General features: G+C 33.1%; 13 protein-coding genes and 1 pseudogene. 10 read left to right on the top strand and 4 right to left on the bottom strand.

The genetic code is table 11. The features are described 5' to 3' along the window. The first annotated feature begins 8 nt into the window (after nt 1–8). The 4 genes from QWY99_RS22310 to QWY99_RS07845 all read left to right on the top strand — a co-directional run bounded on the left by QWY99_RS22310 (nt 9) and on the right by QWY99_RS07845 (nt 2,390). Nucleotides 9–1,070: an RHS repeat-associated core domain-containing protein gene (locus QWY99_RS22310; RefSeq protein WP_379690672.1), complete on the top strand. Its 1,062-nt coding sequence runs from the start codon at nt 9–11 to the stop codon at nt 1,068–1,070. A 6-nt stretch (nt 1,071–1,076) separates the two neighbouring features. Next, nucleotides 1,077–1,442, top strand: a complete 366-nt coding sequence (locus tag QWY99_RS07855) for an SMI1/KNR4 family protein (RefSeq protein WP_290263466.1) — start codon at nt 1,077–1,079, stop codon at nt 1,440–1,442. A gap of 253 nt (nt 1,443–1,695) precedes the next feature. Continuing rightward, complete coding sequence (locus QWY99_RS07850; RefSeq protein WP_290263464.1) at nt 1,696–2,028, top strand: hypothetical protein; 333 nt, start codon at nt 1,696–1,698, stop codon at nt 2,026–2,028. Between the two features lie 11 nt (nt 2,029–2,039). Further along, nucleotides 2,040–2,390 carry a hypothetical protein gene (locus QWY99_RS07845; RefSeq protein WP_290263461.1) on the top strand — a complete coding sequence of 117 codons (351 nt, stop codon included), beginning with the start codon at nt 2,040–2,042 and terminating at the stop codon, nt 2,388–2,390. A 588-nt stretch (nt 2,391–2,978) separates the two neighbouring features. Here the strand turns inward: QWY99_RS07845 and QWY99_RS07840 are convergent. Together QWY99_RS07840 and QWY99_RS07835 are read right to left on the bottom strand one after the other, a co-directional pair. Further along, nucleotides 2,979–4,340: a HAMP domain-containing sensor histidine kinase gene (locus QWY99_RS07840; protein WP_290263458.1), complete on the bottom strand. Its 1,362-nt coding sequence runs from the start codon at nt 4,338–4,340 to the stop codon at nt 2,979–2,981. After that, nucleotides 4,337–5,026: a response regulator transcription factor gene (locus QWY99_RS07835; RefSeq protein WP_290263455.1), complete on the bottom strand. Its 690-nt coding sequence runs from the start codon at nt 5,024–5,026 to the stop codon at nt 4,337–4,339. Before QWY99_RS07835 ends, QWY99_RS07840 begins: the two co-directional genes overlap by 4 nt. 264 nt (nt 5,027–5,290) lie before the next feature. On the opposite strand from QWY99_RS07835, the gene QWY99_RS07830 reads away from it, so the two are divergent. The 3 genes from QWY99_RS07830 to QWY99_RS07820 are packed head-to-tail and all read left to right on the top strand — an operon-like array spanning nt 5,291 to nt 7,549. Continuing rightward, nucleotides 5,291–6,619 carry a hypothetical protein gene (locus tag QWY99_RS07830; protein ID WP_290263451.1) on the top strand — a complete coding sequence of 443 codons (1,329 nt, stop codon included), beginning with the start codon at nt 5,291–5,293 and terminating at the stop codon, nt 6,617–6,619. A 12-nt stretch (nt 6,620–6,631) separates the two neighbouring features. Beyond that, on the top strand, nt 6,632–7,054 hold the full coding sequence (locus QWY99_RS07825; protein ID WP_290263449.1) for a Dabb family protein: 423 nt from the start codon (nt 6,632–6,634) through the stop codon (nt 7,052–7,054). 36 nt (nt 7,055–7,090) lie between these two features. Next, the gene (locus QWY99_RS07820) at nt 7,091–7,549 is read left to right on the top strand and encodes a cupin domain-containing protein (protein WP_290263446.1); all 459 of its coding nucleotides are present in this window, start codon (nt 7,091–7,093) and stop codon (nt 7,547–7,549) included. A gap of 205 nt (nt 7,550–7,754) precedes the next feature. Here QWY99_RS07820 and QWY99_RS22260 read toward each other — a convergent pair. Next, a pseudogene (locus QWY99_RS22260) lies at nt 7,755–7,802 on the bottom strand (hypothetical protein); the annotation flags it as partial. A gap of 407 nt (nt 7,803–8,209) precedes the next feature. Between QWY99_RS22260 and QWY99_RS07815 the strand changes: the two are divergent. Both QWY99_RS07815 and QWY99_RS07810 read left to right on the top strand, forming a co-directional pair. Beyond that, complete coding sequence (locus QWY99_RS07815) at nt 8,210–8,722, top strand: Panacea domain-containing protein (RefSeq protein WP_290263443.1); 513 nt, start codon at nt 8,210–8,212, stop codon at nt 8,720–8,722. Continuing rightward, nucleotides 8,719–9,171, top strand: coding sequence for a hypothetical protein (locus QWY99_RS07810; protein ID WP_290263440.1), 453 nt, complete (start codon nt 8,719–8,721; stop codon nt 9,169–9,171). Before QWY99_RS07815 ends, QWY99_RS07810 begins: the two co-directional genes overlap by 4 nt. A gap of 286 nt (nt 9,172–9,457) precedes the next feature. Here QWY99_RS07810 and QWY99_RS07805 read toward each other — a convergent pair whose 3' ends face one another. Next, on the bottom strand, nt 9,458–10,459 hold the full coding sequence (locus tag QWY99_RS07805; RefSeq protein ID WP_290263437.1) for a helix-turn-helix domain-containing protein: 1,002 nt from the start codon (nt 10,457–10,459) through the stop codon (nt 9,458–9,460). 124 nt (nt 10,460–10,583) lie between these two features. On the opposite strand from QWY99_RS07805, the gene QWY99_RS07800 reads away from it, so the two are divergent. Then, complete coding sequence (locus tag QWY99_RS07800; protein ID WP_290263434.1) at nt 10,584–13,010, top strand: TonB-dependent receptor; 2,427 nt, start codon at nt 10,584–10,586, stop codon at nt 13,008–13,010. Nucleotides 13,011–13,014 lie beyond the last annotated feature (4 nt).

Raw genomic sequence — 13,014 nt, 5'->3', positions numbered from 1 at the left:
GTAAATCTATTTTCGTTACAGAGAAAAATGCACAAAACGTTCTTGAAATTCTTGAAGAAAACAATTATTATCCTTTTGGTTTAAAACACGAAGGATATAATGTTAACCTACCAAATAATAATAAATATAAATACAACGGAAAAGAACTCCAAGATGAGCTATCACTGAATTTATACGACTATGGCGCACGTAATTATGATCCTGCGTTAGGCAGATGGATGAATATTGACCCATTAGCAGAAATTTCAAGAAGGAATTCTCCATATAATTATGCACTAAATAATCCTGTGTATTTTATTGATCCTGATGGTATGGCGCCAACAGGTGCACAATCAGGGGGTGCTATGAGTACTGCAGAAGGTAATAGAGGTGACGGTGCTGGGGGGGCTACTATGTTTCAAAGTGATTATTTAAATAAAAACGGAGGACATTGGACTGATTCTATTAGGGGTGGTAGTAAAAGTGGAGATAGTACAACTGAAGATAGTGATAGTAATTCTTCAAATAATGGTGGAGGGATAGATCCACCAAAAAAGAAAAAAGAAACTAAGGCGGATCCTCAATCACCAGAAGAACAGGAAAAATGGAGAAAATATAATGAAGAGAAATTACTTCCGTTAAATAGGGTTTTATTAGCGTTTGCGATGATCGGTCGTGCTTGGGAAACGGGAATAGAAGGTTTATACATGAGAATGGGGACAACAGCAGAATTGGCTCCTCTGGCTGTTAATTCCGAAAGTACTGTTGTTAATACTACTGCAATTGAAGAAGGTTCATTTTCGGTAATTGATTGGAAAGGTTATCCTGTAGGAGGTGTAAAACCAACAGGGCCTTTTAGATTACTAGAAGGTTCAGAGTATACAACAGCAAGGAATTTAGCAAATTCAAAAAATGCTACTTTGCGTAGAGCAAATCCGGAAGGATTGAAAGGTCTGCAAATACATGAAATACATCCAGTAAAATTTGGAGGTAGTCCAACAGATCTTGTAAATAAAGTTTATTTAACACCACAACAGCATAGTGTATACACTAACTATTGGAATAGTTTAATGCGAAGTACTAAAAAATAATATAATATGAAAAGTATAAATAAAAATGTAGCCCCAACTTCCGAAGAAATCGATTTATTTTTAAAACAAATCGATTTTATTTTGCCTGAAGGATTTATTGATTTTTTTATAGAAACTGATGGAGCAGATATAAGTACTGATGAAAATTTTATCCTTTTGTGGGCATTAACAGAGATGATTCAATTAAATAAAGATTATAATGTAGAAGAATATGCACCTGAATTTTTTATTTTTGGTTCTGATGGAGGAGATATTGCTTTTGCAATAGAAAGAATTACAGGCGATATTTATGAAATGCCATTTATTGGTATGTCAAAAGAAGAGTCTGTTTTTAGAAATAATAGTTTTACAGATTTTATTGAGAGTATATAAAATTGACACTAGTGCGAGTGACTCACTGTTACGCATATAGAATTTAAGAAACACGAAACCGTGCCCACAAAGAGATTCATAATAAATATTGTAAAATAAGCTATTTTATAACGGAGTGGCTTATTGTTTTTAGAACAAGGTTAAAATGTACCAAAAGACTAAAATATGGACTCAGTTTTGCCTGCATTCGCTAAGAAATCACTAGAGTCATTGATATTTTAAATAATCAAAGGTGAAAAATCTTTGATTATAGATGACCGAACTTTTTCCGGAATTAGAAATTCCTCCGAAATATTTTGGGCTTTCCAGTTCAGGAGGATTTAGTACTGGAGCGGGATTATCTGTTGATATACATGATACGTATGGAGGCACTTCTATATTTGAAGGATTAAAAGGTTATTCAAAAGGAGGCTCTGCCACTTATTCTAACTATGGAGTGTCGCATTATCAAAGCGCTAGAGTTAACGGGCAAGGGCAGTTTGATTTTAATAAAAGTGAAGGAGTTTTAACCAATAGTTTCATTTTCAATTTTAAACCGAGTACAGGTCTTAATGGAGGAGTTAATTATACCAGAAGATTATTTTAAAAATAAAAAACATGAAATATATAATTTTATTATGGTTGCCTTTGTGTCTTTTTTCTTGCGGTCCAATGGGAGATTGTAAGTCGGAGGCAGAAGATTTAAAAGGAGATGAATGTTTATTAATCGTACAAAAAATACCAAGTGATACCGATGCCCGATTTGATTATAAAGGAATAAATCCAGTAACCAAAAAAGAGTGCGATTGTAATTCTAATAGAAGTGATAGATGGTGGGCTAATTATAAAAAAGATATTATTATCGGCGATACTATCATAAAAAATAAAGGGGAATTAATTTTCAGTATTCATAAAAAAGATACTGTCTTGAGTTTTAATTTTGAGTGTGATGGTAAGCTTTATAAATAATATGACCAGATAACAATCAACCGAATTATAATTATAAACGGTCCCATATAAGGAATTAACCAGAGAATGTTATTATCCTAAAAGAATCAAAATAAATATTTAAAAGATTCAATTTATAAAAAATCCAATACCGATGGATTTCGGGTATTGGATTTTTACTTTTCCAATATCAATTACAACTCTTACACCTACTCTGTTGGTTTGCTACTATTCTTAAGATTTTCTCTTCTCGAAAATGCATTTTGTATGTACTTAACGCTATCGGTTTTCCTGAAAAAGTTTCTAAAGCTTTATCTCCATGCAAGGAGAATTGTGGACGTATCGCATTATAAGTCAGCACATTTTCTACTAAATAAGACTCTAGCTGTTCTCTATTTAGTACATTTTTCAGTAACAAAAATTGATGTTTGATAATTTTATTAAATGCTTCTATTTTGGAATCAGAAAATGGTATGTCCTTTTGAGCAATTAAGTGTTTAATGCCCTTTGGTATTCATTTTATATATTTTGAATCTCTAAAGATAATAGTCGTTAATAAATGTGACAGCACCTAAATTCGTTTGCTAGATGTATCTTATTTAAACTATTTTAACTTAGGAGTGTAATTGTAAATATAGAACCTTTCCCTACCTCTGAACTCACATCAATTGTGCTTTTATGTAAGCTTACAATTTGTTTAACAATAGACAGTCCTACTCCATAACCATTTTGGTAACTTTTATTTTTTCCCCTGTAAAACAAATCATAAATATGTTCTAAATCTGACGCAGGGATTCCTATTCCGTTATCAGAAAAAATAAGAATTATTTTTTCTGCAGAAGCCTTTATTTCTATATGACAATATTGATCTGCAGAATATTTACAGGCATTTTCCATAATATTTGAAAAAGCAATCTGTAATAAGTAAGGATTACCAAAATAGGTATAAAAATTAGCATCTGTAGGATCTAAATCACTGTAGCTTATACCAATCTTGTATTTTACATCTTTCTTGTTGAGTAGGTTTAATTTAGCATCAACAAGAACCTCATCTATACGTAGGTCAGATAATTTAATTTGTGAAATATCATAATTAGCCCGAGCAAAATCAAGAAGCGCTGTAGAGAGCTCCGAAACATGATTAGCCTCTTGTAAAGCATTGTCTAAAGATGCTTTATAATCTTCAACAGTCTGATTGAGTTCTTTACCAAGTTCTATCTCTGCGATTAAAATAGAAAGTGGCGTTCTGAATTCATGTGCTATTGTAGTGACAAAATTTCGGTGGCTATTAAAGGATTTCTCCAAACGATTAAATGTGGCATTGAAAGTCTGGGTAAGTTCATAAAGTTCATCTTTAGCTTTTGGAATCACCATACGTCGATTGAGATTGTGCTCCGATATGTCTCTTATTTGAAAAATAATATCTTTTAAAGGCTTTAAAGTGTAATACGAAAAACCAAATCCTACTATAAATAATACTCCTATAGAAATGAAATAAACATAAAGCACATTTTTTTTAAAAGCATTAATGTGATTCATCCCTGTTACATCTACTGCCCTGCCAATTATATAGAATTCTTTATCTGCATTAGTGTATAAAATACCACGATACTGGTATTTATCATCAGACCAGTTGAGTGTTTTTCTTTTTTTTATAGACTGCAATATTTTTTTACTTCCAAGCGGAGGTATATTATCCGAAAAATAAAGATCAAAATTACTGTCATAAACACTAATATCTGCTTCGTTAAGCAGCTTTTTATTTTTGGTATGTAGGACCTTTATAAGATTTTCATCTAATCGAGCATCAAAAATAAACTCGGCACGCCAGGTTATTTTATAATCAAGGCGGTCAAAGAATTCTTCTTCCCTATTTTTTTCAGAAACAAAATATACACTATAGGCGAAAACAAACAGAATCAGAGCTGTTAAAACAGTATAAGCAAGAGCAGTTCGGGTTACTAATTTCATATCTTATTGCTTAAAATAAACCCCATACCTACTTTGGTATGGATAAGTTTTTGCTCAAAACCTTTATCTACTTTTTTTCTCAAATAAGCAATGTAAACATCAATATAGTTGGTTCCTGTATCAAAGTTATTTCCCCAGACATTGTCAGCAATTTCATCGCGAGTTAGCAATCTCTCGGGATTCTGCATCATAAACTGCAGTAGATTAAACTCCTTGGGGGTAAGATTTATAGTAAGCCCCTCTCTGTAGATAACTTTCGTTCTTTTATCCATAACAAGATCATTATAAACCAGCTCAAAAGTTTCCTCATTATTATTTCCAGTCTCAACTCTACGATGTAAAAGTGCTTTTACCCTTGCATAGAGTTCTCGTATTTCGAAAGGTTTTACAAGATAATCGTCTGCCCCAGCATCAAATCCTTCAATTTTTTCATCAATAGTTCCCAAGGCCGTAAGCATAAAAATTGGTGTTTTTATTTTAGAATGACGGATTTGTTTACAAAAAGCAATACCATCCATTCCTGGTAGCATAATATCTGTAATAATCAGATCGAAACCAATTTTTTCAAAAAGAACTAACCCTTCTTCCGCTTCTTCTGCAATATAAACCTGATATCCCTGGCTTTCTAATCCGCGTTTGAGCAGAGCCGAAACTCGGCTGTTGTCTTCAACTATTAAAATCTTCATTTGAGTCTGCTTCTTTTTTTAAAATCCTAGCCAAATTTACGACAATATTTTGGTTTGCTGAAAGCATCTTAAAATCACTCTAATTACAATTCAGACAAAAACACTTAACCTTCAATCACTTAACCCGAAAGCAATTAATTCTCTCATAACATTCTAAAGGTTTTCTAATACTTTTCTAATGACCGGAGCACTACTCTGAATCTACCTTTGTATCATCAAAAACAAGTAGTCATCACTACTAAACAGAATGTAAATTAACTATACATGAAAACAAATTATTTAAAAATTGGGATCTGTTTAACTCTCTTAACAGGGTATATAAATAACGTAAATGCCCAAAAAAAGAACGATTTTGGAAATCCTACTCTTACGCATTATTTAAACGAGCAGAAAACACGTTCGATTTCTTTGAGCGGTTATGCCGAAATATGGGCACGCTATGTTGCTCTTAATCCGGGGAGCTTGGTCAACGGTGAACAGGTAAACAGTGTCTCAGACTTATCGCTGCGCAGAGTGCGCGTAAAAATGGCCTATCAGCCTACGGAAAAACTAACCTTTATATTACAAGGTGGAATGACCAATGTAAATGTTGCTTCTAAAACAACACCAGCATTCGAACTTTTAGACGCTTACGCAGAATACAAATTCAATGACCTTATTTCCGCTGGTGCGGGAAGATCAACCTGGAGAGGTCTTTCCAGGTTCACAACTGGACCATTAAATACGTTATTATACGATTTACCTTCTTATGCTACAGGAAATGCAGGTATAACTGATGAAACGGTAAGAGAATTAAGTATTTATGCCAAAGGACAAATAGGTAAGCTTGATTATCGCTTGGTAATTGCAGATCCATATACCAATGTAAGCACAGATCCACAGCATAATTTGGCAACTTTCAGTAAAACAGCACCAAATAAAGATTATTCGGGTTATTTTAAATATGAATTTTTTGAAACAGAAAACAATGCTTCGCCTTTTCATTCGGGAACTTATAGCGGTAAAAAGAAAGTCCTAGCGCTTGGAGCAGGATTTGAATACATGCATAATGCACTTTGGCATCTAAACGATGCAGGAAACACAATTAATGATGACCAAAAAAGCTTCGCTATTGATCTTTTCTACGATACTCCCATTAATAAAGAACATGGAACCTCTTTTAGCGCCTATGCCATGGCAATGAATAACAACTACGGTCCTAACTATACTCGGTACTCGGGAGTCAGTAATCCTGCAAGTGGAGTAAATACTTCTATGAGTAGTCTTAACGGTGCTGGAAATGCTTCGCCTGTTATTGGGACTGGTAATACCTATTATGTACAAATTGGCGGTACACTGCCTTACTTTAATAAAGATAAAAACAGCTTGCAACTACAGCCTGCTGGTAGTATTATGCTGTCTGATCTTGATGGCCTTCATGACAAAGCATTGACTTATGATGCTGGCGTTTCATTGCTAATGAACGGTATGTCATCAAGACTTACAATTGATGCTCAAAACCGTCCAATTTATACTTTAAATGATGCTAAACTGGCAACTGTATCAGATAGAAAGTGGCAGTTTGTATTAAAATACAGAATTGACTTTAATTAAAATTCTACTATTATGAAACGAAGAAATTTTATTATCAAATCAGCAACCGCAGGAGTACTAGCCTTAACCACAGGTAAAGTGCTTGCTAACTCAATAAATGAGAAAGTTCATAAACCAAATACTGTTTATTTTCATTATTTGCTGTTTTGGCTTAAACCTGAACTTACATCTACTGAGGTGGAGGATTTTCAAAACTTTTTTGAAGGACTTAAAAAGCTTCCCTACGTAAAAAACGTACGTTATGGCAAACCTGCAAATTCAACACCAAGACCTGTGATGGACAATTCTTTCACCTATAATGTTTCTATGGAATTTGATTCTCTACAAGGTTTGGAAACTTACGGAAAATTACCTGAACATCTAGAATTAGTAGCTAAATACAAACCTTTTTTTAATAGAATGGCGGTTCATGATTCCATTTATCAAACGAAATAATAAACAATTAAATATAAAAACAAAATGAAAAACAAAATGAAAAACAAGATTAAAAATTTCACCTTAATTTTTGCATTATTAGGTACTCTACTAACTTATGCGCAACACAAAGAAAATAAAGAACCAGAAGAATCAATGCCTGCTATAAGGCTTATAAATAATCCTGACGGTAGCTGCGGATTTGAAAAAGGAACGATACCTACTTTAAAGCACATGAATACAACAACCTCATGGATAAGCAATAAAACCGAAGACTGGGAAAAAAATGCACATCCAGCTCCAAGAAGACAATACGTAATAACTCTTAAAGGAAAAATTAAATTCAAGGTAAGTGATGGTTCAACATTTATCATTGAACCAGGGGTTATATTACTGGCCGAAGATTTAAAAGGAAAAGGGCATAGCTGGGATATGATTCATGGTAAAAAATGGGAAAGATTATATATTCCGATAACCGAAAATGCAGATGATTTATTTGTACCAAATAATAAATAATCTAAGGGCTGTTCATCTTGAGCAGCCTTTTTTTATTTCATTTTTTTAGCTTTAACACAATAGTAATTCTACATTTAAATCCCTCCTAACAATTTTGTTTTATAAATAAATGACAATGAGACTATTATTTACAACAGAATCCAATTCGTTATGCCAACGGTAGCGCAGAAACTCTTTCCGTATCCACAATTCAACTCATGAGAAATTAGTTTACTATCTTGCTAGGCGAAACACCAAATTTGTTTTTAAAAGCAGTCGAGAAATGATTGTAATGTTTATAACCAACCTATAAGCTAATCATTATAAAGCTAGGAAAACCTATTACTGTTTACAGTGTTCATGCGATGATTGAACCGTTAAAATTATTGTTTCCTGATAAGAACTTCAACCTGAAAACCATCCGAATGGTGTTATCTGTAATTAACTCAATGAAAAGGAACTAACTTTGGAAAAGGTTCAGGAGCTTGCTAGTCATAAGTAATCTGTTACTACTGAGAAGTATTTCAAAGTGGACAGCCAGCAACAGAGAGAGCTTACAAACAAGTTTTTCCAATATGAGTAACTGTTTCTGTATTTGGCATAGAATTAGCTATTTAATTATTCTGAATTATATTTTATATCTTTGTACTCTCAACTTAACGTGTAATAATCCGTTGAAATATGAAAAATTTTAATCTACATAGGGAAAAAGCAGTAAATACTCTTTTGTTTGTGACAAGTAATCTTGAAAAAGCTGACACTCACAAAACATATAAGATTTTATACTTCGCAGACCAAAAGCATCTATTGAAATATGGAAGACCAATTTTTGGTGATACGTATGTGAAAATGCAATATGGTCCAGTTCCTTCATTTGTCAAAAATGTAGTAGATGAGGAAATTGAAGGATTAGAAGAAGTCGTAGCAAAATATCATAAATACAACATACAACCTTTAATAGAACCAAATTTAGATTATTTATCTGAGAGTGATATTGAATGTTTAAATGAATCCATTGAAGAAAATAGAGATTTATCATTTGTTGATTTAACTAATAAATCTCATGATGATGCTTACAATAAAGCTTACTGGGTTATTAATTATTTAGATATGGCAAGAGCCATAGGTGCTGATGATAATGTTTTGATGTTTATCAATCAACAGATGATTAATGATAACATTGAGTTAGTATGAGTTTAGGTGATTTATTTCCACAAAATATAAAAGACCAATTTGCTCAAAGAAGTATCAATATTGGAAATGCCTTATTAATTAAGCTTCAAGATTTACAAGTCAATTATGATAAATATATCATTTTAGTTGGAGTTAATACGCAAGAAAAGGCAGTTGCTTATGTAATTATTAATACAGAAATAAATCAAAATGTATTTCCATCACCATATCTGCAAAGTCTTCATTTACCAATAGATTGTTTGAGACATGCTTTTTTAGATCATGATAGTTATATTGACTGTTCGAATTTAAAAGAATTTGAACTAGAAATGCTCATAGTATTTATAACTAAAAATCCAGAAAGGGTTGTTGGTAATATTGATAGTACTCTTTTAAAAGATGTACATGATCATATAAAGACAAATAGAATTATTTCTGCTATTCTTAAAAAGAAATTTGGTTTTGTTTAAAACTATATAAAGCTCTCAAATGAGAGCTTTTTTTATGTTAAATAATGAGATTTCAACCTTTTTCTAATTAGGAAATTATACAAACTAAACTTATTTTCGTATTTGAAAAATGTTCTTTGAATTACATGCTGATTAGCTAACCACCACTATAATTATTAGAAAAATTTTGTAAATCCACACTGGAACTCAACTTTTATGACTATCATACAAGATATGCGGTCGCTTGGCTAAGTGCCAACGGTAGCGCAGAAATTTTTTCCGTGCCCACAATTATACTCGAGAGAAATTAGTTTACTATTTTGCTAGGTGAAACCCCAAATTTGTTTTTAAAAGCAGTCGAGAAATGATTGTAATGTTTATAACCAACCTTTCTTGCTACCTCAGCAACTGTCCAACCTGATGAGTACGATAATAACTGATATGCTTCTTCCATTCTTTTATCGACTACAAATTCATGAATAGTCATTCCGAAGAGCTGTTTAAAAGAGTTCTGTAGTTTTGTACGATTCATGAAAGTTAATTCTGTCATTTGCTGAATCGTGTATTGTTCAGCATCAATAGATGTAAGAAGTTCTTTTAAATAATAAAGTCTTTCCCTGTCTATCTTTGAAATATTAGCTAAAGTTTTTGTTGGAAAACTAGTTGATGCCTTATATATTTTAATAGTGAGCAACTCCAGCAATTTACTTTCTATAAAAAACTTCTTTAATTCCCCTTCGTACGGACAATCATAAAGTTGCTTAATAATTCGATAAATATCGGGACATATCGGATAGGCTCTTCCACCTAGAACGGCGGCTTGACTTCCTCTTAAAGCAAAAGCGAAATCCTTGAGTAAGAATAATTGCTCCCCAAACTGTTTTTTTAACCATGCTTCCGAAAGTTCAATTTCAACACTTGTAGCACCTGAACAAATTGGAAAAGTCAAATAACCATCCAAATGGGGTTCAAAAAATAGCATATGTTGCCCCTGATAAGTAGGTAAAACAGAACCCTTGTTTTCACTAGATTCATATAAAGTTGCTCCTGTAGAAAGTTCAAAATGCATTTGAATATAACCCGAAGTACTAAGCACTTTAACTTTTTGCTGCTCTAAAATATTCTTTTTGTAGAAATGAATGAACACTCCGTCGATTTGAATCGTACGTTTTTCAATATTAAATTCCTTTGTTTCAATTTTTGTTTGGGTCTCTAAAATACTTTCTTGACCTAACAACATATACCCTTGATCGACCTCGATAATTTTTTTAGGAAGAGTTAACTGAGGATTTCTTAATTCAATTTTCATCATAACGTACTAATCCTAGATATTACTGTCTTTACCGTATATAATCCTGTAAATACCGTATACCTATCTCTCTATTTTTGCACTTGTTTTTATTAAGTCTTAATAATGCAAATTTAAAAATTAAATGAAATACTTATACTATACTTCCACAATTTTAATTTTCTTCTGTTCAATAGTCACAGGAGTTACAGCTCAAAATACGCCAAAACGAATTCATGGGCAGGTTCTTTTTGAAAACGGAACCGCGATACATTCTGCTAATATTATGCTCCTTGGCGCACATCTCCAAGTACAAACAGATGCACAGGGATATTTTAATTTAATTACTACTACTGTAAAGTCAGACACTCTAAAAGTGAGCTTTATGGGAATGAAAACTGAATCTCGAGTTTTAAACCTCCAAGATAAAAAAGATCTGGAACTATTGTTTATTCTTTCGGATGGATCTGTCCAAATTGATGAGATTAAAGTTTATGGAAAGAGTGCTAATAAAAAAGCCAAAAGAGAAACCATAAAAGCGGAAATAATTGATACAAAAGCTGTTCAAGGACAAGCGGCAACCTTGGTCGAATTAATGAATCAGTCTGCCGGAGTTCGAATTCGTCAATCGGGAGGATTAGGATCTAATACTAATATCATGCTAAATGGTTTTCAAGGAAAAGCTATTAAAGTTTTTAAAGATGGAATCCCTACTGATTATTTAGGTAATGCCTTTAATATTTCGGCAATTCCAGTAAACATGCTCGAACGTGTGGAAGTCTTTAAAGGAGTATTACCTACTTCTATAGGCGCAGATGCATTAGGAGGAGCAATTAATATGGTTTCTCGTGCAGATCAACAACGTTACCTAGCCTTATCTTACGAGGTTGGTTCTTTTAATACACATAGAGTATCTGCTAATTTATTGTATAATACTGCCGACCGTAAATTATTCTGGGGCTTGAACTCTTTTTATAATTATTCCGATAATAATTATTCTGTCATCGCTGGTGTGCCCGATCAGGAAACTGCCAATGTGATTCCGACAAAAGTAAAATTATTTCATAATGCCTATAAACAAATCTATGGTGAAGCCTTTATAGGATTACGAGATTTATCTTGGGCAGATGAATTCCGCATAGGAATAACTTCTTTTTATATCAAGCGAGACAACCAGTTTGCAGCATTAATGGAGAAACCTTACGGCGCATCCTATAATGAACAATACACTCCTATTATTCCAACTATTCGATATAAAAAGAAGTTTATAAATGATCGTCTCGATGTAGATCAGTTTTTAGTGTACAGCAAAATCAATAGTTTGCGTGTGGATACTTTAAGAGGTTCATACGATTGGTATGGTAAGTATCATTCGCCTGTAAATCAAAATCAACGTGGGGAGAGTGGAAACCCTTCTCTATTGGATGCTTGGTTTGCTAATTTCACTTCTCGAACAGGCATAAATTATACTCTTTCTGCTAATCATACTATTGCTTTTAATTTTATCTATAATGCCTTTTCTCGAACTGGAAAAGATCCTTACGGAGGCAAAACAGCGGGTGATAATCCGGTGGACTTACAAAGCCTACCCGCAGATTATAACAAAGCGATAGCAACATTAGGTTTAAATTCTAGCTTAATGGATGATAAATTGAGAAACACTTTTCAGCTTAAAGCTTATCATGCTAATATGGTCGGACAAGAAGTAGACATTAGTACAGCAATGTTAAAAGGAGAAACCTCTAAAGCAAATATCTCCACTTTTGGAGTTGCAGAGTCCTTAAAATACGATTGGACTAAACAAACCTTCATGAGAATTTCTGGTGAATTAGCAACTCGCCTACCTGAACAGAATGAGATATTGGGCGATGGTTCTTTTGCTTTATCGAATTTCAACCTAAAACCAGAACGCAGCTTAAATGGTAACATAGGTTTTGGAACTGGTAAAGAAGGTCTTTTTGATCTTGAGTTAAATGGATTTTATCGTATTACTAAAGATTTGATACATGCAGTTCCTATGAACCTTATTTATACACAAAACATAAATGTGGAGCAAGTTAGAGGAATCGGTTTAGAGACTGATTTACATGTAACTCCCCTGTCTTGGTTGCGCCTTAATGGAAATTTTACTTATCAAGATTTTCGTTTATACCATGTTGAAGATCCTCTTTTGCATTATTTAGAAGGAGCACGATTACGCAACATGCCTTACTTCTTTGCTAATTTATCTACAGATGTACATCTTTCGAAGGTGTTCAATAAGGAAGATCAGCTAAAAATGTATTGGAACATGGGGTATGTACATCAATATTACCTCGATTATATTCCTAAAGATACGGAGCCTAACGGATTTTTAGGACTTTGGGGAGATGCCAAAGTTAATGCGCCTAACATTATTCCGACACAAACAATTCAAAGTGCAGGAGTGCTCTGGACCCCATGGAAAGATCGTTTGCTGTCTGTGAATATTGAATGCAAGAACATATTCGACAAAACGGTCTATGATAACTTCCGAGTACAAAATGCTGGACGTAGCTTCCACTTAAAACTAAATTATATTTTGAAATATTAATCCT

Source organism: Flavobacterium branchiarum, assembly GCF_030409845.1.
In the GTDB taxonomy this organism is placed as follows: Bacteria; Bacteroidota; Bacteroidia; order Flavobacteriales; family Flavobacteriaceae; genus Flavobacterium; species Flavobacterium branchiarum.
The sequence above is the reverse complement of the archived record's forward strand: the minus strand, read 5'-3'. Positions and strand labels throughout refer to the sequence as shown.